Annotated in this window: 23 protein-coding genes; 15 read left to right on the top strand and 8 right to left on the bottom strand. The window is 59.3% G+C overall.

What is annotated here, in order from left to right:
• The first annotated feature begins 11 nt into the window (after positions 1-11).
• The 8 genes from HV822_RS02180 to HV822_RS02145 all read left to right on the top strand — a co-directional run bounded on the left by HV822_RS02180 (position 12) and on the right by HV822_RS02145 (position 5,488).
• On the top strand, positions 12-707 hold the full coding sequence (locus tag HV822_RS02180; protein ID WP_238872030.1) for a class I SAM-dependent methyltransferase: 696 nt from the start codon (positions 12-14) through the stop codon (positions 705-707).
• A gap of 91 nt (positions 708-798) precedes the next feature.
• Positions 799-1,170: a VOC family protein gene (locus HV822_RS02175; protein ID WP_238872029.1), complete on the top strand. Its 372-nt coding sequence runs from the start codon at positions 799-801 to the stop codon at positions 1,168-1,170.
• Between the two features lie 35 nt (positions 1,171-1,205).
• The gene (locus HV822_RS02170) at positions 1,206-1,565 is read left to right on the top strand and encodes a hypothetical protein (protein ID WP_238872028.1); all 360 of its coding nucleotides are present in this window, start codon (positions 1,206-1,208) and stop codon (positions 1,563-1,565) included.
• Positions 1,566-1,977: 412 nt separating this feature from the next.
• Positions 1,978-2,859, top strand: a complete 882-nt coding sequence (locus HV822_RS02165; protein ID WP_238872027.1) for a restriction endonuclease — start codon at positions 1,978-1,980, stop codon at positions 2,857-2,859.
• A gap of 223 nt (positions 2,860-3,082) precedes the next feature.
• Entirely contained in the window at positions 3,083-3,580 is a 498-nt protein-coding gene (locus tag HV822_RS02160; protein WP_238872026.1) for a hypothetical protein, read from the top strand.
• Between the two features lie 56 nt (positions 3,581-3,636).
• The gene (locus HV822_RS02155; protein WP_238872025.1) at positions 3,637-4,296 is read left to right on the top strand and encodes a hypothetical protein; all 660 of its coding nucleotides are present in this window, start codon (positions 3,637-3,639) and stop codon (positions 4,294-4,296) included.
• 433 nt (positions 4,297-4,729) lie between these two features.
• The gene (locus tag HV822_RS02150) at positions 4,730-5,155 is read left to right on the top strand and encodes a hypothetical protein (protein ID WP_238872024.1); all 426 of its coding nucleotides are present in this window, start codon (positions 4,730-4,732) and stop codon (positions 5,153-5,155) included.
• 27 nt (positions 5,156-5,182) lie between these two features.
• Entirely contained in the window at positions 5,183-5,488 is a 306-nt protein-coding gene (locus HV822_RS02145) for a hypothetical protein (RefSeq protein WP_238872023.1), read from the top strand.
• A gap of 80 nt (positions 5,489-5,568) precedes the next feature.
• Here the strand turns inward: HV822_RS02145 and HV822_RS02140 are convergent, their stop codons facing one another.
• Complete coding sequence (locus HV822_RS02140) at positions 5,569-5,940, bottom strand: hypothetical protein (RefSeq protein ID WP_238872022.1); 372 nt, start codon at positions 5,938-5,940, stop codon at positions 5,569-5,571.
• A gap of 228 nt (positions 5,941-6,168) precedes the next feature.
• Here HV822_RS02140 and HV822_RS02135 point away from each other — a divergent pair, with 228 nt between their 5' ends.
• Positions 6,169-6,339, top strand: a complete 171-nt coding sequence (locus HV822_RS02135; protein ID WP_238872021.1) for a hypothetical protein — start codon at positions 6,169-6,171, stop codon at positions 6,337-6,339.
• A gap of 26 nt (positions 6,340-6,365) precedes the next feature.
• Here HV822_RS02135 and HV822_RS02130 read toward each other — a convergent pair whose 3' ends face one another.
• Positions 6,366-8,216, bottom strand: coding sequence for a hypothetical protein (locus tag HV822_RS02130; protein WP_238872020.1), 1,851 nt, complete (start codon positions 8,214-8,216; stop codon positions 6,366-6,368).
• A 430-nt stretch (positions 8,217-8,646) separates the two neighbouring features.
• On the opposite strand from HV822_RS02130, the gene HV822_RS02125 reads away from it, so the two are divergent.
• Entirely contained in the window at positions 8,647-9,264 is a 618-nt protein-coding gene (locus tag HV822_RS02125) for a hypothetical protein (protein WP_238872019.1), read from the top strand.
• Positions 9,265-9,405: 141 nt separating this feature from the next.
• Here the strand turns inward: HV822_RS02125 and HV822_RS02120 are convergent, their stop codons facing one another.
• Entirely contained in the window at positions 9,406-9,807 is a 402-nt protein-coding gene (locus tag HV822_RS02120; protein ID WP_238872018.1) for a hypothetical protein, read from the bottom strand.
• A gap of 79 nt (positions 9,808-9,886) precedes the next feature.
• The gene (locus HV822_RS02115) at positions 9,887-11,149 is read right to left on the bottom strand and encodes a diguanylate cyclase domain-containing protein (protein WP_318035913.1); all 1,263 of its coding nucleotides are present in this window, start codon (positions 11,147-11,149) and stop codon (positions 9,887-9,889) included.
• A gap of 259 nt (positions 11,150-11,408) precedes the next feature.
• Here HV822_RS02115 and HV822_RS02110 point away from each other — a divergent pair, with 259 nt between their 5' ends.
• A complete protein-coding gene (locus tag HV822_RS02110; RefSeq protein WP_238873668.1) occupies positions 11,409-13,682 on the top strand; it encodes an OsmC domain/YcaO domain-containing protein in 2,274 nt (757 codons plus the stop codon).
• Between the two features lie 141 nt (positions 13,683-13,823).
• Here HV822_RS02110 and HV822_RS02105 read toward each other — a convergent pair whose 3' ends face one another.
• Complete coding sequence (locus HV822_RS02105) at positions 13,824-14,330, bottom strand: REP-associated tyrosine transposase (RefSeq protein WP_238872016.1); 507 nt, start codon at positions 14,328-14,330, stop codon at positions 13,824-13,826.
• Between the two features lie 263 nt (positions 14,331-14,593).
• The gene (locus tag HV822_RS02100; protein WP_238872015.1) at positions 14,594-15,598 is read right to left on the bottom strand and encodes an AraC family transcriptional regulator; all 1,005 of its coding nucleotides are present in this window, start codon (positions 15,596-15,598) and stop codon (positions 14,594-14,596) included.
• A 145-nt stretch (positions 15,599-15,743) separates the two neighbouring features.
• Here HV822_RS02100 and HV822_RS02095 point away from each other — a divergent pair, with 145 nt between their 5' ends.
• Positions 15,744-16,778 (top strand): 2Fe-2S iron-sulfur cluster-binding protein, encoded by a 1,035-nt coding sequence (locus tag HV822_RS02095; protein WP_238872014.1) that lies wholly within the window; start codon positions 15,744-15,746, stop codon positions 16,776-16,778.
• A 34-nt stretch (positions 16,779-16,812) separates the two neighbouring features.
• Positions 16,813-18,000: an alkane 1-monooxygenase gene (locus HV822_RS02090; protein WP_238872013.1), complete on the top strand. Its 1,188-nt coding sequence runs from the start codon at positions 16,813-16,815 to the stop codon at positions 17,998-18,000.
• A gap of 51 nt (positions 18,001-18,051) precedes the next feature.
• On the opposite strand, the gene HV822_RS02085 is transcribed toward HV822_RS02090, so the two are convergent.
• Entirely contained in the window at positions 18,052-18,753 is a 702-nt protein-coding gene (locus tag HV822_RS02085) for an FMN-dependent NADH-azoreductase (protein ID WP_238872012.1), read from the bottom strand.
• A gap of 116 nt (positions 18,754-18,869) precedes the next feature.
• Between HV822_RS02085 and HV822_RS02080 the strand changes: the two genes are divergently transcribed.
• A complete protein-coding gene (locus HV822_RS02080; RefSeq protein ID WP_238872011.1) occupies positions 18,870-19,769 on the top strand; it encodes a LysR substrate-binding domain-containing protein in 900 nt (299 codons plus the stop codon).
• Between the two features lie 129 nt (positions 19,770-19,898).
• Here the strand turns inward: HV822_RS02080 and trpB are convergent, their stop codons facing one another.
• Complete coding sequence (gene trpB / locus HV822_RS02075; protein WP_238872010.1) at positions 19,899-21,107, bottom strand: tryptophan synthase subunit beta; 1,209 nt, start codon at positions 21,105-21,107, stop codon at positions 19,899-19,901.
• Between the two features lie 197 nt (positions 21,108-21,304).
• Here trpB and HV822_RS02070 point away from each other — a divergent pair, with 197 nt between their 5' ends.
• Positions 21,305-22,057: a class I SAM-dependent DNA methyltransferase gene (locus HV822_RS02070; RefSeq protein WP_238872009.1), complete on the top strand. Its 753-nt coding sequence runs from the start codon at positions 21,305-21,307 to the stop codon at positions 22,055-22,057.
• The last annotated feature ends 95 nt before the right edge of the window (positions 22,058-22,152 follow it).

Genomic DNA, 22,152 nt, shown 5'->3' with positions numbered 1-22,152 from the left:
GAGGCCGCCCAATGAACAGCAAGGAGCTGGAAGCACTCTTTGATCAGCAAGCCGCAGGCTACGACCAGCAGTGGGCGCGGCAGGCGCCCATCCGCGACTGCCTGCATTTTCTGCTGGAGTCCGTGCTCGGCGAGCTGCCCGAGAACGCGCACCTGCTGTGTGTCGGCGCCGGCACCGGGCAGGAGTTGCTGTATCTGGCCGCGCGCCACCCGAAATGGCGCTTCACCGCGGTTGAACCCTCAAGCGCCATGATGCAGGAGTGCCGCCGCAACGCCGCAGCCCAAGGCGTTGCCGAGCGTTGTCATTTTCATACCGGCTACCTGGACAGCCTGCCAAAAGAGACTGAGTTTGATGCTGCTACCAGCTTTCTCGTCTCACAGTTCATCCTTGACCCAAGGGCACGTATCGGGTTTTTCAAGGAAATTGCCGCCCGCCTCAAGCCGGACGGTATTCTCGCCAGCTCTGACCTGACCGCCCGCGCCGATCCGCAACAGCAAGCCCGGCTAATGACGCTCTGGGCACAGGTCTTGTCCGCTGAACCCGTCACGCCGCAGGTGGTGGCGCGGATGGAGCAGGCCTATCATCGTGACGTTGCCGTGCTACCGGCCGACAACCTTGAGGCGATGATCCGGCAGGCCGGCTTTACCGCGCCGATTCCGTTCTTTCAGGCCGGCATGATCCGCGCCTGGAGCGCGCGCCGAGACTAGCCGTCCAGGGCGCGTTCTATGCTGACTAGACTTGTCCAACCACCACACCGCCTCGCCCGGCGGCGCGCAATCTCGTAGCAGGAGAGACGCGATGCATCAGCATGAAAAACTGAACTACGTCGAGCTGGGCGCAAAGGACCTGGCCGCCACCAAAGCCTTCTTTACCGCTGCTTTTGGCTGGACCTTTGTCGATTACGGCCCGGACTACACGGCGTTTTCCGGTGAGGGACTGGACGGCGGCTTCTTCACGGCGGACACCTGCAACCGGACAGACAACGGCGGCGCGCTGCTGGTGTTCTACAGCGCTGACATCGCTGCAACGCTTAACAAGGTGGAGGAGTGTGGCGGCGATATCGTCAAGCCGATTTTCGACTTTCCCGGCGGCTGCCGGTTTCACTTCTGCGAGCCAAGCGGTAACGAATTTGCGGTCTGGTCGCAGGCACGCACGCCAGCAAATCGGTAATCTGCCCGCTGCCCTGAACGCAACGGAGAATCGTGATGAAAAACTGGCTGCTGGTGATCGCCATGGCCGTGCTGCTGGCTGGCTGCGCTGAACCGCTACCGGAGAACCGGCTGGACTACGTAGGCCAATGGCGCAGCAAGGAGATGAGCCTGCTGATTCTGGCGGACGGCAGCGTTGCCTATGAGCGGCTTAAAAGCGGCGGCACCACCTCCATCAATGGGCCCATGCAGGGCTTTGAGGGCGACGACTTTATTGTCGGTTTGCTGTTTTTGACCACACGCTTTGAGGTTAGCGAGCCGCCCCACGAGGTAGAAGGCGACTGGACCATGGTCGTCGACGGTGTACGCCTCTGGCGTGTGCCCGAGAAAGCCATCCAACTCGATAACACCATCTGAGCGCCGTGCAGGAGCCGAATGGTTGCTGGAGAGCGCGTGCGATCACTGCACCGCCCCGCTGGGCCAGCCCTTCAGCCGCTCAGGTTCCGCCGCCGCTGCGCTAAGCGCGGCGGCGTATGTCATGCCGGTGGCAAACCGCTTTGTGCTCTCCCGCGGCCCTGGCGGTGGCAAGTCAGCGTTGCTTGCTGCCCTGGCTGAGCGTGGTTATCCGTAACCGGCGCTAGGTCGGCGGCCCGAGCCCGTCGCCATGGCAGGCCATCTGCCGGACGGATAGCGAGACCAGACATTTAGCGAAGCTTAACAGGTGCACGCTAACACAGGCGGCAGCGCAGGGCGGGGCAGACTAAAAGCCACTTTACCGCGTACCAGGATAGGGCTTTAATGGCACCAAGCCAGTTGAAGGAGCCAAAGGATGGCACGCAGACGGACCTCTGCATTTGAAGACCTGATCGTTGTACTGTCACGTCTGCCCTGGTGGGCCAGCTTGGCCATTGGTCTGGTCAGCTGGCTTATATTGCACCCCATCGCCACTACACCGGTTACCCCGCCTGCGGCCCTCAAATCGGGCGATATGGGCGGCATTCTCACCGCGCAGCTCTGGCGCACCTTTGCCCTGTTTGGCCAATACCTCATCCCCATTGCCTGCGGCCTGGGCGCCATTGGCTCGGTTATCGCGCGAAACAAACGCAAGCAGTTGCTCGGTAGCGTCACCGCCGCCACCCAACCCGGTAAAGCGATCGACGGCCTCAGCTGGCAGCAGTTTGAACAACTCATTGGCGAAGCCTTCCGTCGCAAGGGATACAGCATTAGCGAAACCGGCGGGCAGGGCGCCGACGGCGGTGTAGACCTGATCCTTCGCAAAAACAACGAGAAGTACCTGGTGCAATGCAAACACTGGCGCTCGCTCAAGGTCGGCGTACCGGTGGTGCGCGAGTTCTTCGGCGTCATGGCCGCCGAGGGCGCCGCGGGTGGTTATGTGGTCACTTCAGGCCAGTTCACCCAAGAGGCAAAAAGCTTCGCCCAGGGCCGCAATATCCAGCTGATCGACGGCGCCGGCCTCAAACGCCTGATGCTCCGCGCCCAACCAAGCGCCCCCATTACCCCGGTCACCAGCACATCATCCAGCACACCCACCGCAGCAACCCTCCAGCCCGCAAAAGACCCAACCTGCCCGCTATGCCACAGCAGCATGATCAAACGCACCGCGCGCAAAGGCATTAACGCCGGCAACAGCTTCTGGGGCTGCAGCACCTATCCAAAATGCAGAGGTATCGTGAATGTGCAGCCGCTTTAAATGCCCACATGGTATGTCGAGCGGCATGCCATACAGGGTTATTGAAAGCACGAAAAGAGGAAGTCGCGTTATTACGTGCGTGGTTGATGGAATGGCGGTAGGCGGCTGTTTTTATTATTAATTTTTATGCTGATGTGTGGAAGGAGGCGTTGTTATGAAGAAGTCACTGATATGCGATGATGAAGCCTTCGGTCCAATCAGCTGTTAGCTATGAAGGCGAAAAATGTCGGAACAAGAAAAGAACGAAATTCTTAAGCTTCAAATAGGGATCTGGGAAAAAGTCATTGATGTGCAGATGCACTTCAATGACCTGTGCTTGAAAATCAGAAGCTTTGCTGTTTCGATACTCGGCGTGCTGCTTGGCGCCGCCGCTATCGCATATCGGTTCGCAGGGTTTATCGAGTTTTCATGCTACAGACTGCCTACGGCAACAATATTCATCGCGATATCAATCATTGCCTGGCTCGCTTTCTACATGATGGATCGCTACTGGTATCATGAATTGCTGAAGGGTGCAGTCCATCATGCGCAAAAGATAGAGGATTCATTAAAAGGAGCACTGCCTGAGATTCAACTTTCTCACTCGATACGCGAACAAAGCCACAAGTCACTAAAAATGAACGCAGCCAAGAAGTTACACATATTTTACTTAAGCATCTTAGTCGTGCAAATAGCTGCGCTGCTTGCTCTGGTAAGTGGTGTTCTAAGAATGCCGAGCTAACAAGCAAATACAGCTGAGCGCTTCGCGCCAGCTGATTCGGGCGTTAGATTTTAATCGTGAAATTGCTCATATTATTTATATCAAGTTTGCTTGTTGCTCAACTCTCTCATGGAGCGGATATGTGGCCATTCGGAGAAAAGAAAATTACAGTTGAAGATCAGCTTTCCAAGGTAAAGGAATGTGGAATCCTTATGAGGTCGGATGCTACTTTGGAAGATTTATTTATATGGGAGGATCGTGCCGCCATTGAATCAAACCCATACAAGCCACTAATCGAAGCTCTAGCATCCGATATAGGGCGAGAGCCATATAGCCCAATTAGTAACAGCCTGTGGATGTGTGATTACGAAAGAGTTGAGGACCATGGAGCTTACGTTGAAATAATTGAACGATTAGAGCTTATGACCAACAGGGCTCTCAATCTTTCTAATATTACTGACTACGTAGATATAGAAGAAGGCAAAGCTTGGGTTCTGTTTGACTTTAATGGAAAGCAAATAAAGTGGGAAGCTGCTGTCGATGATGATTGGTTAGATCCATATATAATCGCCAAATATGATGCCTTACTAAAGAGTTCTGGCTCTGATACCAGAATATACTCAAACCATACAGATTATGGTCAGGTGGCATTTTTTGCTGCGTTTTCATCTGCTGAGTTTCAATGCTATAAAGAATTAAGTCCAATAAAACTGGAATTGATTGAGAATCAAACCTAACAAAAAAGGCAGCGGATGCTTCGCACCGCTGCTTTGAGCGTTAGGCAGCCCAAACGATGGAAACGACTATCTACGGAAGTACTGCAGAAGGCCTAGAAGTGGTCAGCCGTGATGGGTGTTTATACCTTCATTACGATGCTGGCGCTCATCAGGTTGCTTGGCGAGAAGGTGAGATAACTGAGGCCAAGTTTAGTCTAATTGCGGCAGGTGGTAATTCGGAGCATCAGGGAGTTCTCAAGGTGCAGCAGCGTTTAATTGCCTTGGGTGCAAATCCATATGTGCAAAATTGGCAGCCGAGTGGCTCCTGACAAGCGGCTGTTGTTGTCCCTGGACTTCCCCCACTTCAGTGGACACGCATGGATAACTCCCACTGAGGTCAGAAACGATGAAGACAATGAAACGGCGCTGCTCGCACTAATGAAATGGAGTAAAGATGAAGATACTTTTGAGTTTTGTGTTGCTAGTTTTTTTATCAGGCTGTGCGTCGACTAATCATGTACAGATGGGCGTGAACGAACAGGATCGCTCTAGCCACGCTGTAATCATCGCCGACACGGAGCGAGACCACGGTATTTTTGCCGGGCTCGACTATCGAATGTATTTTATTTTTTTGGATGATGAAGACCTTTTCGACATTATGCGTAATGAGTTTCACCCCGAAACCTTGTCAGTAACCCCGGGCCCTCACAAAATCGTTGTCCAGTTGGCTCACCGTAACTGGCGTTCGTACGGTTGTTTGTTGCTGGATGCTGAAGCGGGTGAAACCTATATCGTTAAGCGTGAGCTGCGTAACTACTCGGTCCGTTTTTGGGCAGAGAGGGTTCGGGGTGGCGATCCTGTTGGCACGCCTTGCGAATAGCAAGGCGGTTTAGCACTGCGCACCCCCATGAAAACCACCACTAAACTCAACATCCTCGCCACCGCCTCAGGCGTGCTTTCACTGCTCCTTGGCATCGCGGCAGCGCTGGTCTGCGCTTACGCGTTCACCAAGGCCGGTATGCCGTACAACGAGGAGGGGAACTACTTTGACGGGGTGACGGTTCACCACGCGGGTAGTGAGTATGTGTATGGGGTATTGGGGTTGTCGTTTGGGGTGTTCGCGCTTGTTGCGGGTTTGGGGGCGTATTGGCTGTTCAAGCGTGCTGCTGTGGCCTGGCAAGGCCGCAAACCGGCTGACGCTGTTGGTTCGTAGGGGGGAGCTAACGCGGGCCGGTCCGCTGACACCGGCGTATTCGTCGTTCGCCGTGGTCAGTATCTGGCAGTCTCTGCGCGTTACAGCCCCAGATACTGGGCGATCAAGAAGGCGTCGCCTTGCCCTTCATGTTTGCCAAAGTAGCTGACCGGCTCGCGTTCGTCGTCTTCGATGGAGCCTACTTCGCAGTCGATGTCGTATTGCTGGGCGAGGCCGTTGAACAGGTTGACGGCGGGGGCCAGGTGGGTGTGCTTTTTCACCGGTTGGCTGATGCCCAGCTGCCAGTCTTCGCAGTCATCGCTGGTGCAATCGTTAATCAGCTCGGCGCGGTTGGCTTCGTTTTCTTCAACGTAGGCCTGCAGCGCGGCTTGCAGAGCTGGCAGGTTCTGTTTGAGCTGTTTTTCCTGCTTTTCATCCAGCCGGTCGCAGGCGATGAAAATGTATATAAGCATGGGGGCTACCTGGTGGAATTAAGCGGCCACTTTACCACAGCGGCTGCCGTGCTTAATGCGCCAGGCCCGGGTGGTGCTCTGGCATAGGCAGGTACACTGCCCGGCGCTGCAGCGCTCACAGGCCAGGTCGCCCGTCACTTGTTCGCTTGGCGAGGCAATCCACCTGTCGCCTGAGTTGCTCGCCTGTAGGTCAGTTGTTGACCGCTGCTGGCGGCGCCGGGCACGGTGATGCATAACCAGACCCAGACGCCCATGACCCTGCGCCCGCTAAACCTGCTATTGCTACAGCCGCTGCTGCGGCTGTTTATTCTTGTGGCGCTGTACAGTTTTGGCCATCTGGTTGCCGAGGGGGCAGGCAGGGTGTTTAGAGGTGGCTACAGCTGGGGGCTGACGCTGTAGCCGGATAGTGGTGTTGGGCGCGCCGCTTACCAATCACTGACCCGACCGGCACATACCCAATCGTTGCCGGGCATGGTGGAGCCAACGGCCTTGGCCATAGTCGATGCCTGGGTGACGAACTCGTATTGGGTCTTGCTTTGGCCTGCGCTTAAGCTATCTGCACCACAAAAGTCGTTGGCACACCACTTCATGTACAGGCGCTCATTGCACAGGTTGGTTAGCCTGAAATAGGTTTTTCCATCATCTTCATGGGTGGTGTATTGCAGGCACGCGCCTTGGGTGTTTCGTCCGTTCCAGCACCCTTTGGCGTCCGGGGTATAGCCGAGTGCCGGTGGCTCTAGCGGGGCTTTTTTTGCGCTGTTGGATGTTGCTGACGCGGTCGACTCGGCCGAGCTGGCGGTGGTGTCTTGGGCGTTTTCAGTGCTTGCCTGCGCCTGCTCCACTGCCGCAGGCGTTGCATCAACGGCCGCTGTTGTCGCGCCCTTATCTGATGCTGGCGTTGTGTCTCTTTGCGGTGAGCCTTGATGGCCTGCAGCTGCAGGGATGCTCGCGGCGGCCGCGCTAGCCGTCTGCTGCGCAGCAGTGGGGTAGGAGGTGCTGGCAGGCCGTGCGTACTGGCGCCTTTGCACGTTACGTATCATTGCCTGGGTTTGCTGGTAGTGGGTGTTAATGCTGTTGTTGCGCGCCTGAATGCTGCTGAGGGTGTTTGCCCAGTTTTGTTGGCTCCACGCTTCCAATTGGCGGTTGCGTTCATCAAGCCTGTCGGCTGTCTCCAGGTCACGATAAGCGGATTCAATATCGCGCTCGGCTGTATCCATATAGCCAAGCACGTGCTCAATGGTGTCTTCGGGCGGCACCACGCGGTGGCGGTCTTGTTTGTTGGAGCGGCTCCACAACATCTCTTCGCGGGCTTGCAGGTCTGCATACGCTGCTTGGTACGGCGCGATGTCATAGCTTTCCAGTGCCTTGGTGTTACATTCGATGTAGTCAACATTCCGGCGAATAATGGTGTTGGCACGGCTGCGGCGGCTGCCTCTTAACTCTCTGAAGTTGGCTATCTCTTGCGGGCATCCTGCTTGTTCTGACCAGTAGGCAAAGGTCAGCGGCTTGTGTTCTGTGTTGGTGAAGCGGCGATACTGATCATCGTAAGACTGCGCATCGGCGATGGCGCCACTCAGCTCGTTTACGCGCTCAGCTAACAGCGCCTGTTGTTGCTGCGCCTCGGCGCCGGCGTACACCTGAATGTCGGAACGGCCTTTGAAGTCGACGGCTTTTCTGGGGTCGCTGACAAAGATCAAACGATCGAGAGGCCTGTTGATGACCGTTTGCGTCATTTGCTCACGGAGGGAGGCGAGGTTCGCCGGCGTTAGCTCGTCTAGTGGCTTTGATGTGAAGCAGTCGTAGCAGTATTGCCAGTCGGTAACCACGGCGCCGTTAGTTACCGTTGCTGGCGTTTTAGCAGGCAAGTTATTGAGCCGATTCGTGCTGTTGGTGATGTAATTGCCCTGGGTGAGCAGCTCTTCGGCGGTGATCGCCTTGAGTGGCTGAATTACATAGCGGTACAACGGTATTGGCTGCTCGATTGCCTTGAACTCTATCCAGGCCAGAAGCACTGGCGTGTCAGCAGAAATTAGCTCGTCATCAGACGCGAGGCGGTTGGAGCGGGTGTAGTGAGTCGAGGCAAAGGTGGCCAGCAGCAGGGTGCGATCAGTATGGGGCTCGACCCTTTGCCACTGGTCTATCGATGGATCGCGGTTTTGATAGGCGGACCAGGCAAACTCCCTGGCGTTGATCGAGCACCCGTTCAGCAGGATCAACAGGGCGGATAAAAAGGCGAGATAGATACATCGCAGCGTGTTGTTGGAGGTTGGCTTCATGACTCGTCCCTTCGTCAGCAGGCTATCCGTACGGCCAAACCCTAACGTCCGCTAGTGGGCGATGCAAGCCTAGGAACTCAGCAGGCGGCGTTGGCCGTTGGCGGGGTAATCATAGGTAATGGTAATGTGCAGAAGATGACAACCACAGTTCGCAGCATGCACTTGCAGGATCTAGGGAAGCACTGATTAATTCCACATGCTCTCTGGCGTTCAGGCTGGGCCTGCGGGCTAGCGGAGCTGGATCTGGCGGCTGCCTCCCTGCGGCTTTGAGGTGCTTGGCTAGTGCATTTTCTTGCCTTGGTGGGACTTTGTCCGCACTCCTGGTTGGCACTCGGCGCGGACCTGGCGAATCTGCGATATACCGCAGCCTCGGCGGGCAAGACGGCCCGCACGTAGCAGGCTAGGGAGGCCAATACGCGTGAAGGGAAGAGTGCTGCTGTTGATTTGGGTATTGCTGCTGGCAGGGTGTGTAACCAGCGGGTTGTATCGAAGCGATGGGGAGCGTTATTCGGAGGCGGTGGAGCAGATCATGGTGTCGAGCGACGGTGCCTGGTTTGTCGTGCTTGCTGATAGCTATCACTATGTGTTCCCGATGACGGAGGGGTTGTCCGCCACCTTTTCCTCTGGTTTCCATCGACAAGTCCGCGCCAGTTTTGACAGTTTCACGGTCAAGCGGTCCAACCGGATAACGGGGCGTTACCAGTTGACGCTGGCTGCGGATGCCAGCGAGGTTGATCAGGCCGCGGCGCTGGCTGCGGGTTACCGGCGTGATGACGGCAATATTGTGTACCAAGGGCGTGTGCGCGGGCGGCGCTATGCCGCTGGCGGGTTTGAGCTGGAGCACACTGCTCGGCTGCAACCACTAAATCGGCGCTACTACATCACCGTGACCGAGTCGCTTTCTCCTGAGGTGTTGGCAGCGCGTACGCTGGTAACGCCGCTGGCGGTGATGGCTGACGGCGCGATTGTGTTGTTCTCGATTCCGCTGGTGGTGTTAGTGGGCACGGATATCGCGATCAACGGCATGCCGGCGTTGCACAGCCAATAAGGTCGAACAGCAGGTGATAGAGTTAAGGTCGCGCGCGGGCGGATTTTGCCCGGAGCTGCGCGCTGGTTGCCGATGCAGGTCATTGGGTTGAGCCGGAGCGGCTGCGGGCAGTTGTCGAGCGGCGCTGGGGGCACTGGCGTCTCAGGTGTCGCGCAGCAAGTCCTGACTGTTCAGCAGCGCGAAGGTGACCTCCGGGTGCGCTTTCAGGCTGCGGCGGATGGCGGCGGGGATCGACTTGCGCGTCTTGCGGCAGAGGCCGGGCTGCGGCAGCAGTCGAATACCGATACCGCGCAGGCTGCGCACTTCGCCAAAGCCAGTGTCGATGGCCAGGCGGATGCCCAACTGCTGGTACATGCGCAGCTGCATGTGCTCCAGTTCTTCCAATGTGCTGATGGCTTCCAGCCGGGCCAGCAGGCGTTTTTCTTCATGCAGGGTCAGCAGCAAAATGCGCGGGTCGACGTTGGTCTGCTCGACCAGGGTGTCGCGGTCGCAATCACAGGTGCCCGGCGGGCAGGGTTGGCGTGTGGCAGGCGTCGTGGTCATGGCGTATCTGCACGTGGGAGCATGTAGTTATGGTGCGGGCTTTGGCGGGTACAAGTAAAGCAGCTGGTTGGTAGGGCTTTTACGACTGCTTGCATAGCTCGGTGCCCGGAGCAAAGGCATGTCCCGCGCCGCCACTGCGTTTGGCCTGATACATGGCTTGGTCAGCTTGCCGCAGTAGTTCCTGTTCGCTCTGACCGTGGGCGGGGTAGGTGGCTATGCCGATACTGGGGGTGCTGCGCAGCTCAACTCCCTCCCATTGGTAGGCCTGGCCCAGCGTACTCTGGATTTTGCTGGCGACCAGGGCGGCATCGTCGGGGTGGGTGATGCTGTCTAGCAACACGGCAAACTCATCCCCGCCAAGGCGGCTGACGGTGTCGGAGTCGCGCACGCACTGACGCAAGCGTAACGCGACCTCGCGTAGCAGTTGGTCGCCGGTGGCGTGGCCGTAGGTATCGTTGATCTGTTTGAAGCTATCCATGTCCAGATACAGCACGGCAAGCTGCAGCGCACCGCGCTTGGCTCGCTGTAACGCGCCTTGCAGGCGGTCCATAAACAAGCCGCGGTTGGCCAGCTGGGTCAGTTGGTCATGTTGCGCCAGGAACGCCAGATGGGCTTGGGTGCGTCTGCGCACAATAGCGGTTGCCAGCTGGCTGGCAACGAATAGCAGAAAGGCTTGATCCTGCTCGCTGTAGCGCAGCGTGCCGCTGTGGTTTTGTGCCACCAGCGCGCCAAGGGTAGTGCCGTCAGCGGTGATAGGAACGCCCAGCCAGTGCTGCACGGTTGCCTGGTGCTGCCGCGCTGAGTCAGGGGTGAGCAGCAATGGGCGGTTGTGCTGAACAACCTGATCAAGCGGCGTGCAGGCGGCTAACGGCCCCGGCGTCAGTGGTGGTGAAGAGCGGGTGACCTGATAGGGATAACTGAGCAGATCGCTGGCTGCGTCATACAGGGCTACCAGAAAACTGTCAGCTGGCAGCAGTTGGGTGGTTAACTCGTGTATGCGTTGATACAACTGGGGCAGGGCGTCGTCGCTGTGTGCAGCCTCGGAGATGGCATACACCGCTGCCTGTCGGGCTTCCGCCTGTTTGCGCTTGCTAATGTCACGGGCCACGCCAACGCGGACTTGCTCAGCCTCAAACCAGCGGGTCGACCACATGATATGGACGATGTGCCCCTGCTTGTGGATGTAGCGATTTTCGTGGTCGGGGGCGGCTTCACCGGCGTTGATACGTTCTATCAGCTTGTGGATTCGGGCCTGGTCATTCGGGTGCATGAACTCAAAGGCGCTGCGGCCGACCATCTCCTCGGGGCGATAGCCAAACACCTGCTCGCTGGCTGCACTCACTGACAAAAAGCGTCCTTCCCTGTTCACGACGCAAATGACATCCAGCAGCAGATCCATGAGCTTGTCGTGCGGGATAGGTGAGGATGAGTTCATACTGCTGAATATAGTGGCAGAATGCAGTTTTGCGCTATCGCTGGGCCGTAAATTGTCTCGATGGTGATGCGCGGGTGAGATGGCGTGCGTCTGGGTGTGACATGACATTCAGCACAAAAGCCGGATAATGGCGGGTTTACCAATCCGCTCCCACGTCTGGTGCCCCATGGAAATCAAGGTCAATTTTCTCGACAACCTCCGACTTGAAGCCAAGTTTGATGACTTCACGGTGGTGGCTGACCAGCCCATTCGCTACAAGGGTGATGGCTCGGCGCCGGGGCCGTTTGACTACTTTCTGGCGTCGTCTGCGCTGTGTGCGGCGTATTTCGTCAAGCTTTACTGCAACACCCGCAACATTCCGACCGACAACATTCGCCTGTCGCAAAACAACATTGTTGACCCGGAAGACCGCTACAAGCAGATCTTCAAGATTCAGGTCGAGTTGCCCGCCGACATTTCCGAGAAGGATCGCTTGGGCATCCTGCGCTCCATTGAGCGCTGCACGGTCAAAAAGGTAGTGCAGACCGGCCCGGACTTTGTCATCGAAGAGGTCGAGAACCTGGATGCCGATGCCCAGTCGCTGCTGATGCCGGTACAGACCGAGGGCGAGGGTACGCGGATTTTGGGCAAGGATTTGCCGCTGGAGCAGACCATCGCCAACATGTCGGGGCTGCTTGCGGGCCTGGGCATGAAGATCGAAATCGCCTCCTGGCGCAATATCGTGCCGAATGTTTGGTCGCTGCATATCCGCGATGCGCAGTCGCCGCTGTGCTTTACCAACGGCAAGGGCGCCACCAAAGAGGCAGCTCTGGCCTCGGCACTGGGCGAGTTTATCGAGCGGCTGAACTGTAACTTCTTTTATAACGACCAGTTCTGGGGCGAAGACATCGCCAATGCGGACTTTGTGCATTACCCCAACGAGCGCTGGTTCAAGATTGGGCGCAATGATGATCTGCCCGTCGGGCTGCTCGACAGCTACTGCCTGGATATCTACAACCCGGAAGGGGAGCTGCGCGGCTCGCACCTGATCGACACCAACTCCGGCAACGCCGAGCGCGGTATCTGCGCGCTGCCCTATGTGCGCCAGTCCAACGGCAAGGAAGTGTTCTTCCCCTCCAACCTGATCGAAAACCTGTTCCTCAGCAACGGCATGAGTGCGGGTAACACGCTGGCCGAGGCGCAGGTGCAGTGCCTGTCCGAGATTTTTGAGCGGGCGGTCAAACGCGAGATTCTGGAAGGCGAGTTGGCGCTGCCGGATGTGGCGGACGCGGTGCTGGCCAAGTATCCGGGCATCGTTGCCGGCATCAAGGGGTTGGAAGAGCAGGGCTTTCCGGTGCTGGTGAAGGACGCGTCACTTGGCGGCCGCTTTCCGGTCATGTGCGTAACCCTGATGAACCCGCGCACCGGCGGTGTGTTTGCCTCCTTTGGTGCGCACCCAAGCCTTGAAGTGGCGCTGGAGCGCAGCCTGACTGAACTGTTGCAAGGCCGCAGTTTTGAGGGGCTGAACGATTTGCCGCAGCCCACCTTTGAATCTCAGGCGGTGACCGAGCCGAACAACTTTGTTGAGCACTTTATCGATTCCAGCGGCGTGGTGTCCTGGCGCTTCTTCAGCGCCAAGGCCGACTACGACTTTGTCGAGTGGGACTTCTCCGGCCAAGGCGCGGATTCCAACCAGCAAGAAGCCGACACCCTGTTCGGCATCCTCAAAGACTTGGGCAAAGAAGCCTACATGGCAACCTACACCGACCTGGGCGCCAACGCCTGCCGCATTCTGGTGCCGGGTTATTCCGAGGTTTACCCGGTCGAGGATTTGATCTGGGATAACACCAACAAGGCGCTGGATTTCCGTGCCGACATTCTCAACCTGCACAGCCTGACTGATGAGCAGCTGCAGGCGCTGGTTGAGCGGCTGGAAGAAAGCGAGCTGGACGATTACACCGACATTAAGACGCTGATCGGCATCGAGTTTGACGACAACACCACCTGGGGCCAACTGACCATTCTGGAGCTCAAGCTGCTCATCTATCTGGCGCTGGAGCAGCTGGATGAGGCCAAGGAGCTGGTTGAGGCCTTCCTGCAGTTTAATGACAACACCGTGGAGCGCGGCCTGTTTTATCAGGCGCTCAATGTGGTGCTGGAAGTGCTGCTGGATGAGACGCTGGCGCTGGCCGATTTTGAGCCTAACTTCCGCCGGATGTTTGGCAATGAGCGCATGGACGCCGTTGTCGGTTCGGTGCAGGGCGACGTGCGTTTCTATGGCCTCACAAAGACCAACATGCAACTGGATGGGCTGGATCGCCACCTGCGCCTGATCGACAGCTACAAGAAGCTGCACGCCGCCCGGGCCAAGGCGGCCAGTGCAGCCCGTATCGACGACGTTGCAACCAAACCCCTCCTGCAACCCTCCCGCCCACGATCCGCCTGGCGCAAAAAATCGTAGGGCGGAGAACGCCGCAGGCTTCTCCGCGTGTTTGTTGTGCGGTGGCTTTGGTGGAGAACGCTGCGCGGTTCTCCACCCTACGCGGGGGTGTTGTGGCGCTGTGGTGTCGTAGGGCGGAGAACGCCGCAGGCTTCTCCGCCGTCAAACAAGCGCATCACCCCAATCCGCGGGATATAGCCCGGCAGCGACCGCGCGATGAAAACTGGAATAAGGCCAATCGGCCAGTTGTGTCACATGCCCATGCTTGATCGGGTTGTAGTGGATGTAGTCAACATGGCGCCAGTAGTCGTTCTCATCCCGAATCAGGTGCTCCCAATAACGCCGTTGCCAGATGCCGCGTTCGCCGCGTCGCTGTTGTGTTGCGGTGCGAGGTTCAGTCGCTGGCAGGCGTTTTGAGAAGCTGCGTTTGATCACTTGCCAGCGCTGGGCGAAGTCAGCATCGCCCGGCGGCAGGGTCCAGAGGCAGTGCATGTGGTCAGGCAGCACTACCCAGGCGTCGATGTGAAAAGGATGACGGTCACGGGTTGCGCGCACACAGCGACGCAGCAGGTCGATCTCGCGCACCAGCAGGCCGCTCTTGCGGTCGTGCAGGTTGACGGTGAAGAAGTAGCTGGCGCCTGGGGCGCGTGCGCGGCGGTAGCGGGGCATGAGCTGACGGTTCCATGATGGCGACGCTGCACCATGGCGTTCCGGCCAGCAGCGGCCAATCAGGTCTGGGCGAAGATGTGACGCGCTTGGGGTTTGCCTGGCCGATTCTGTTGTCTGCTGGCGCAGGGTTTTTCGCAGCGCGCCTGCGCTGCCGGGCTGGCGTTTGTTGCATTCACTGCTTGCTGCCAGGTGTTCGGTTTTCTGGGTCTAACAGCAGCCACCCACGGATCGCAAAGGGGGCTCAGCGGACAATTTTCAGAGCATCACTGCTGTCGATAGGCGGATGGCGCAACGCCTTCCCACTGCCTGAAGGCCCGTCGGAAGTTGGCAACATCGCTGTAACCCAATGCCCAGGCGATCTCCTCGACTGACAGCCGCCCCGACTTCAGGTGTTCGATTGCCAGCGCGTGCCGCACGTCTCGCAGGATCTGCTTGTAGCTGGTGTGCTCGCTCTGCAGGCGTCGATGCAGGGTGCGCGGGGTGAGGTAGAGCAGGCGGGCGGTGGTCTCCAGACTGGGGAAGCTGCTTTGACGTTCTAGCAGCAGGCGCTGCACGCGGTCACCGAGGCTGTTTCTGTCGCCCAGCTTCGTCAGCTCGCGCTGGCAGATCTGCTCGGCCTCGCGGAACGCATCCGGGTCGGCCATGCGTAGCGGTTTGTCCAGCAGCGCGCTGTTGAGGCTGAAGGCCGCGCAGGGTTGTTGGTACCGCACCGGGCATCCAAATACGTTGCTGGCGAGCCGGGCATAGGCGGGGGGCGGGAACGGCAGGCTGACCTCATGCACGCTGCTGTCACCAAGGCCGATGGCGTCGAAGATGTTCTTCACCGCCAGCGTGATGGCTTCGATGATGGTCTGCTCGGCAGCGCCGAGGGCATGGGCCGGGACAAAGCGCAACTGTTCAAACTGCTGCTGTGCGGTCGGTTGCAGTTGCACGTTCACCAGCGTGGTACGCACGGGCAGATACTGCTCCAGCAGCTCGATTACCTGGCGCAGCGACGCGGCCTGTAGCGCGGCGAAACCAAGCACGCCGTGGGTGCCGACGACCAGCCGTTCACCGAGTAGCAGCCCGAACGCGGGCTCGTTACTGAGGGTCATGGCGCGCTCAACGAGCTGGATCAGCAAGGCAATGTCGGGCTGATAGTCTGGGTCGTTCAGTTGCTCAGGCGCCACGCCGCAACTGGTGAGCCAGTGTTCAGGCGCCAGCCCCATTACCCGCAGTTGCTCGGCGATCTGGCGCAGGTACTGCACGGGAAGCAGGAAGCTGGACATCGGGCCTCAGTCTGGCAAGGGAAGTGACTGCGGGTAAATGTCAATTAATGACCTCCTTGTTGTCAACTGTTGATCTCTCTCTAGTAGCGCGCCGCCCCATAGCATGAAGTCGCTCCCGATCCGAACGATCCTGACAGGAGGACGCATGTTTTCATTCTTTCGCAAAAAGCCGCCCGCGCAGGCGCGCATCAACGGTGAGTCGGTTGCAGTGCAGGCGGGGGAAACCTTGCTGCACGCGGCACTGCGCCACGGCATTGACTTTCCACATAGCTGCCGGGTGGGTGGCTGCGCCAGTTGCAAGTGTCGGCTGGTGTCCGGCCAAGTCAGGGAGCTGACCGAAACGAGCTATATCCTCAGCGACGAGGAGCTGGACGCCGGCTTCATTCTGGCGTGCCAGAGCGTACCCAGGGGCGAGGTTGAGATTGAGGTCGATCTGGCTGCGCAGCAGGGGCATCAGCGGGTGCGTGGCCGCGTTGTTGACCAGCAGCGGCTGACCCACGATATCACCCGGCTGGTGGTTCAGCTGGAACAGAGTCTGCCCTACAGGGCGGGTCAGTACGCCGAGCTGAGTTTTGACTTGCTGCCGCAGCATGCGCGCAGCTTTTCCTTTGCGACACGCCAGCAGCCGGATGCTCAGGTCAGCTTTTTCGTTCGCCAGGTGCCGGGTGGAGTGCTCACTTCAGCGCTGCACAGCCGCGCTCTGGTGGGCGAGAGCGTAACGCTGGCTGGCCCGCTGGGCGACTTCTATCTGCGCCCTGCGAGCGCGCCGCTGCTGCTGGTTGCCGGTGGCAGCGGACTGGCGCCGATTCTTGCCCTGCTTGAGGAGGCGCTGGCAACCGGCGGCGAGCGACCGGTGACGCTGCTATTCGGCGCTCGTGCGCAGCGTGATCTCTACGCGCTTGAGCAGATACGCGAGCTGGCAGGGCAGTGGAATGCTCCGTTCAACTTTGTCCCGGTGCTGTCTGATGCGGCGCTTGATACCAGCTGGGGCGGTCTGCGGGGACAGGTGACGGCGCAGATCGGCCAGCACCTGGTCGGCGCTGTGCACGCCTACCTGTGCGGCCCGCCCGGGATGATCGACCGCGCGATCGAGGTGCTGCTGAACGCCGGCGTCGCCCGCGAACACATTCACTTCGACCGTTTTACCACCCTGCCTGTGCCCGCCACGGCCAGTGTCTGAGCAACAACACCCACAACAAAAAGAAAGGTGCTTTATGAATATCCTGCATTACCTGAAGTTCTTCCTGTTTCATGCTGTTGGCCTGCTGGCTGCCGTTTCCATTCTGGCCGGTGGCGGCTGGACCAGCCTCGGCCTGCTGGCGGTGCTGGTGATCTACATCGGCGGCGATGCGATTTGCGGCAACGACACCAGTACGCCACAGTTTCGCTACCCGATGATTCTGACCGTGCAGTTGTGGATGGCGCTGCCGCTGCTGGCGTTCATCGTCTTCGCTGCGGTGTGGAGCGTCAGCAGCAGCGATGTGTTGGGCTTTGGCGCAGCGCTAGGCCAGCTCAGCGGGTATGACCTGCTGAGCGCTCGCGAGGCGACGACAACCCTGCATCACGTGTCGGCCCTGATACTCACCGGGCTGATGATTGGTGTGATCGGCACTATCGCTGCCCATGAACTCACGCACCGTACCTGGGACCCGGTCTCCATGCTGATCGGCCGCTGGTTGCTGGCGTTCAGTTTCGACACGGTGTTTTCCATCGAGCATGTCTACGGTCACCATCGCTATGTCTCAACCAGCGAAGACCCGGCCACCGCGCCGCGTGGCCGCAACGTCTACTTTCACGTGCTGGCATCAACCATCAAGGGCAATCTGAGTGCCTGGCAGATCGAGACGCGTCGCCTGGCGCGCAAGGGCCAAGGGCTGATCAGCATCCACAATGCGGTGATTCGCGGGCACCTGATGAGTGTCGGGCTGGTAGCCGTGGCCTATGCCATGGGCGGCTGGCAGGCGGCGCTGTTCTTCATTGCTTGTGGCTTGTGGGGTAAAGCGCTGCTAGAGATCGTCAACTACATGGAGCACTACGGCATGGTGCGCAATCCCGCTACGCCGGTGCAGCCGCGCCATTCGTGGAACACCAACCGGCGCATCAGTTCCTGGGCGATGTTCAACCTGACCCGTCACTCGCACCACCATGCGCAAGGTGAAGTGCCGTATCAGGATCTGCGCCCCTTCCCGGATGCGCCGATGATGATTGGTGGCTATCTCACCACCATCGTAGTGGCGATGATTCCGCCGCTGTGGCATCACCTGATGACGCCCAAGGTGCTGGCCTGGGATCGGGATTACGCAACCGCCGAGGAGCGCGAACTGGCCGCCGAGGCTAACCGCCGCAGCGGGATAGCGGCGATGCAGGTGGCTCGTACGGAGGGTGAGGGGGAGCGAGGCTGATGTTCTGACAACGGGGCTGGTCGCAGTGACCAGCCACTCGTTGCCTGTGAGTCACGCAGGTTCGGCCACTTGCGCGCGCTCCCGTTGCTGCTGCAGTTGCGGCACCAGGGCGTCTATCTGCTCCTCTGCCAGCGCAACCGACGTGGCGAGGATGTCGCCGCCGATCTCCTGACCTTCAATGGCGATCTGATGGACCTCAGTGATACCGATAAAGCCGAGCGCTGTAATCAGCGCCGGCTCAAGATGGTTGAGCGCTTCCAGTTCGCCGCCGGGGCCGAAGTCGACGCCGCCGCGGGCGGTCAGAATAACGGCCTGTCGCGGGCGGTCGGCGAGGCGCGGGGTGTAGGGATCAGCGGGGTTGCTGGTGTCGACATCCACCGTCTTGCCGGGGCGTACGATCTGGTCGATCCAGGCCTTCAGCGCGGCCGGCATGCCGAAGTTGTACAGCGGCACGCCGATCACCAGCACATCGGCTGCAATCAGCTCGTCGGCCAGCTGTTCGCTCTCGATCAACGCGTTGTGCATCCACGGCTCGCGCTGCTCTGGTGGGGTGAAGCTGGCAGCAATCCAGTCATGGCTGATGCAGGCCGGTGGGTGCTGGCCGATATCCCGGTAGGTGGCGGTATCCTGCGGGCGGCGTTGCAGCCACTGGCTGACAAAGCGCTGGCTGAGGTTGCGGCTGTGCGAGCCGTGCAGGTCTTTGCCGGCAAGGCCGGGGCGGGCGCTGGCGTCCAGGTGCAGAATGTGCGGCATGGTGGGTCTCCGTGTAGTTGAATTCATCTGAAATTCGCAGCAGACTCAGCCTAAATCCGCCCTGCAGCGGCGACAAACGATCAATATTTTCAGATACAGGTGAAAGGAATTCATCTATGGCTCAGCGCAAACTGCCGTCCCTTGCGGCCCTGCGTGCCTTTGAGGCTGCGGCCCGTCACGAGAGCGCGAAACAGGCCGCTCAGGAGCTGTCGGTCACCGCCACGGCAATCAGTCATCAGGTGCGCGGCTTGGAGGAGGCGCTGGGCGTGCCGCTGTTTGTACGCAAACCGCGGCAGCTGCAGTTGACCGCCCAGGGGCGCGAGCTGCAGGACGTTCTGAGCAGCGCCTTCGACAGCATCAGTGCAGCAGTGGAGCGGCTGAGTGATACGCCGTCGCGGCAGGCCATTACCCTCACCACAACACCGGTGATCGCCGCACGCTGGTTGCTGTCCTGGGTTTGCATGCTGCGCGAAACGCACCCGAACATCGACTTGCGCATTCACGCCTCCCACGAGACGGTGGCGCTGGATGGTGCTACCGCCGATATCGCCATACGCTACGGCGACGGCCGCTGGCCGGGCATGGTCGCGGAGAAATTGCTGGACAACACCTTTGTGCCGGCCTGCAGCCCGCTGCTTGGGCTCAAGAGTCCGGCTGATCTGCCCAAGTACCCGCTGCTGCACTTTCGCAGTTCATCAACCGGATCGGCGCCTGCTGACTGGGCCGGTTGGCAGAAACTGGCCAAGGTGCCAGGGCTGGATGTGGGGGCCGGGCTGGTGTTTTCCGATGAGACCCACGCGGTGTCTGCGGCGGTTGGCGCCCAGGGCGTGGCGCTGATGAGTCGGGAGCTGATCGAGGATGAGCTAAGGGAAGGGCGGCTGGTACAGCCGTTCGGGCCAGAGATCGCAGGCAAACCGTTCTATCTGGTTTACCCGGAAAGTCGCAAACATGACCCAACCATTGTGGCGGTGCGTGATTGGGTCATGGCGGTGCCGGGCGGGGTCTGTACGCTTTGAAACCGGGCTGCGTTTGGCTGCGGGACCGATGGCGGAGACGCTGTGCTTACTCCGCCCTGCGGGTTGGCGCGGTATCGTAGGGTGCCCTAGACCAAAGGCGTGTCCACCGAGACCCTCCCTTCCGAGCGCTTACAGCCCCAGCTTCGCCGCGACGTAATCCGCGTCCTTGTCACCACGGCCAGACAGGTTGACCAGAATGTGGCTGTCCTGCGGCAGCTTGGGCGCCTCACGCATGGCCCAGGCGACGGCGTGCGCGCTTTCCAGCGCCGGGATAATGCCTTCGGTGCGCGATAGGGTCATGAAGGCATCCAGGCATTCCTGATCGGTTACGGATTGGTAATCAACGCGGCCGATATCCTTCAGGTAACTGTGCTGCGGGCCAACACCGGGGTAATCCAGACCGGAGGCAATTGAGTGCACCGCAGACGGGTTGCCGTCTTCATCTTCCAGCACGTAGCAGGCCATGCCGTGCAGCTCGCCCGGCTTGCCAACCGACAGGGTCGCGGCGTGACGGCCGGGGTTTTCGACGCCTTCACCGGCCGGCTCAATACCCACCAGATGGACCGACTCGTCGTTCAGGAACGCGGTAAACATGCCCATTGCATTGGAGCCACCACCAACGCAGGCCACGGTGTGGTCGGGCAGGCGATTGTATTTGGCGAGGAATTGCTCGCGCGCTTCATTGCCGATGATCGCCTGAAAGTCGCGCACCATCTTCGGGAAGGGATGCGGGCCAACCACCGAGCCGATGGCGTAGATGTAGTCGGTCGGGTTCTTGAGGTATTCCTCAAATGCGCTGTCGACCGCTTCTTTGAGTGTGGCCGCGCCGCGGGTAACCGGCACCAGCTTGCAACCGAGGATGCGCATCTTGGTGACGTTCGGGTGCTCCTTCTCGATATCCACCTGACCCATGTGAATCTCGCAGGGAATGCCCACCAGCGCACAGGCGGTCGCCAGTGCCACACCATGCTGACCGGCGCCGGTTTCGGCAATCACCTTCTTCTTGCCCATGAACTTGGCTAGCAGCGCCTCGCCCAGGCAGTGATTAATCTTGTGCGCGCCGGTGTGGTTCAGGTCTTCGCGCTTGAGGTGAATCTGCGCACCGCCGAGTTTTTCCGACAGACGCTTGGCATGGAAGATCGGGCTGGGGCGGCCCACGTAGTCGGCGAACAGGCTGGCCAGCTCCTGCTGAAAGTCCTCGCGCTGGCGGATTTCTTCATACGCCTTGTCGATATCGTCCATTGCCTGCTTGAGCTCCGGCGGCACCAACTGGCCACCGTAGGGGCCGAAGTAACCGTTGGCGTCTGGCATCGGGGTGGAAAGCAGGTCTTGGGACATGGCTGAATTATCCTTGCTAGTTAAAGGGGTATTCGGAAGAGCGGGTAGTGTAACCAGCCAAACAACAGGCCGCACCTGAATCGCTGGACCTTCTTATGGCGCGATGCATTTCAATAGGTATTGGCTAGCAGATTTTCTGATGACTTTTTTTGCTGGCGATATATGATGCGCCACCCTCATTGCCGTCTCAGGCCATCATGCCCCACAACGCCATTTATACCGACCTCTCCGGTTATTACGACCTGATGTGCGCCGACATCGATTACCAGGCCCAGAGTCAGTGTGTGCAGCGTATCCAGCGGCTGTTTGGCAACGGAGGCAAGCGCCATTTGGATCTGGCCTGCGGCACCGGTCCCCATGTGCGTCACTTCCTCGATGCAGGTTTTCAAAGCGGCGGGCTGGATATCCATCAGCCGATGCTGGATCTGGCGAAAGCGCGCTGCCCGGAGGCGATGTTCTCGCGGCAGGACATGTGCGGCTTCAGCGTTGAGCAGCCGATGGACCTGATTACCTGCTTTCTCTACTCCTTGCATTACAGCGCGAGCATTGAGCGCCTGGGTGCATGTATCGCCCGTGTGCATGCTGCATTGGCTGACGGCGGTGTGTTTTGCTTCAACGCGGTAGACAAGGCGCGGATCGACAACAGCTCTTTTGTCTCCCACACCGCGCACCAGGGGGGCGCTGTGTTTCGCTTCAGCTCTGGCTGGTATTACCCCGGTGATGGTGAGCAGCAGCGCTTGCGTTTGCGCATTGAGCGCACCGACACCGGAGGTACTCAGCTCTGGGAAGACGAGCATCCGATGGTGGCAGTGACCTTCCAGGAACTGATCGGCTTGCTTGATCCTTACTTCGAAGTTCAACTGCTGGAGCACGACTACCAGCGGCTTCTGTCGTGGGATGGGGCGTCAGGGAATGCGCTGCTGGTTTGTACCAGACGGACACTGGCCTGATTGGCCGAGGCCGCCGCACGGTAGCATTGGGTGCTGACCGGGCGCAGTGGTATTTGCGCCGCGCGGGTATGACAGCAACCTGCAGCCTGTCCGAC

Origin of the sequence: Halopseudomonas maritima (assembly GCF_021545785.1) — a bacterium.
In the GTDB taxonomy this organism is placed as follows: Bacteria; Pseudomonadota; Gammaproteobacteria; order Pseudomonadales; family Pseudomonadaceae; genus Halopseudomonas; species Halopseudomonas maritima.
This window is presented reverse-complemented; position numbering and strand designations above follow the sequence as displayed.

Excerpts from the sequence above, each read along its gene's own strand:
- HV822_RS02180 (WP_238872030.1), top strand. The coding sequence starts at position 12 with ATGAACAGCAAGGAGCTGGAAGCACTCTTTGATCAGCAAGCCGCAGGC.
- HV822_RS02095 (WP_238872014.1), top strand. The coding sequence starts at position 15,744 with ATGTTTTCATTCTTTCGCAAAAAGCCGCCCGCGCAGGCGCGCATCAAC.
- HV822_RS02105 (WP_238872016.1), bottom strand. The coding sequence starts at position 14,330 with ATGCCCCGCTACCGCCGCGCACGCGCCCCAGGCGCCAGCTACTTCTTC.
- HV822_RS02150 (WP_238872024.1), top strand. The coding sequence starts at position 4,730 with ATGAAGATACTTTTGAGTTTTGTGTTGCTAGTTTTTTTATCAGGCTGT.
- HV822_RS02085 (WP_238872012.1), bottom strand. The coding sequence starts at position 18,753 with ATGCCGCACATTCTGCACCTGGACGCCAGCGCCCGCCCCGGCCTTGCC.
- trpB (WP_238872010.1), bottom strand. The coding sequence starts at position 21,107 with ATGTCCCAAGACCTGCTTTCCACCCCGATGCCAGACGCCAACGGTTAC.
- HV822_RS02135 (WP_238872021.1), top strand. The coding sequence starts at position 6,169 with ATGCATAACCAGACCCAGACGCCCATGACCCTGCGCCCGCTAAACCTG.
- HV822_RS02070 (WP_238872009.1), top strand. The coding sequence starts at position 21,305 with ATGCCCCACAACGCCATTTATACCGACCTCTCCGGTTATTACGACCTG.
- HV822_RS02140 (WP_238872022.1), bottom strand. The coding sequence starts at position 5,940 with ATGCTTATATACATTTTCATCGCCTGCGACCGGCTGGATGAAAAGCAG.
- HV822_RS02090 (WP_238872013.1), top strand. The coding sequence starts at position 16,813 with ATGAATATCCTGCATTACCTGAAGTTCTTCCTGTTTCATGCTGTTGGC.
- HV822_RS02170 (WP_238872028.1), top strand. The coding sequence starts at position 1,206 with ATGAAAAACTGGCTGCTGGTGATCGCCATGGCCGTGCTGCTGGCTGGC.
- HV822_RS02160 (WP_238872026.1), top strand. The coding sequence starts at position 3,083 with ATGTCGGAACAAGAAAAGAACGAAATTCTTAAGCTTCAAATAGGGATC.
- HV822_RS02130 (WP_238872020.1), bottom strand. The coding sequence starts at position 8,216 with ATGAAGCCAACCTCCAACAACACGCTGCGATGTATCTATCTCGCCTTT.
- HV822_RS02080 (WP_238872011.1), top strand. The coding sequence starts at position 18,870 with ATGGCTCAGCGCAAACTGCCGTCCCTTGCGGCCCTGCGTGCCTTTGAG.
- HV822_RS02165 (WP_238872027.1), top strand. The coding sequence starts at position 1,978 with ATGGCACGCAGACGGACCTCTGCATTTGAAGACCTGATCGTTGTACTG.
- HV822_RS02100 (WP_238872015.1), bottom strand. The coding sequence starts at position 15,598 with ATGTCCAGCTTCCTGCTTCCCGTGCAGTACCTGCGCCAGATCGCCGAG.
- HV822_RS02175 (WP_238872029.1), top strand. The coding sequence starts at position 799 with ATGCATCAGCATGAAAAACTGAACTACGTCGAGCTGGGCGCAAAGGAC.
- HV822_RS02110 (WP_238873668.1), top strand. The coding sequence starts at position 11,409 with ATGGAAATCAAGGTCAATTTTCTCGACAACCTCCGACTTGAAGCCAAG.
- HV822_RS02145 (WP_238872023.1), top strand. The coding sequence starts at position 5,183 with ATGAAAACCACCACTAAACTCAACATCCTCGCCACCGCCTCAGGCGTG.
- HV822_RS02120 (WP_238872018.1), bottom strand. The coding sequence starts at position 9,807 with ATGACCACGACGCCTGCCACACGCCAACCCTGCCCGCCGGGCACCTGT.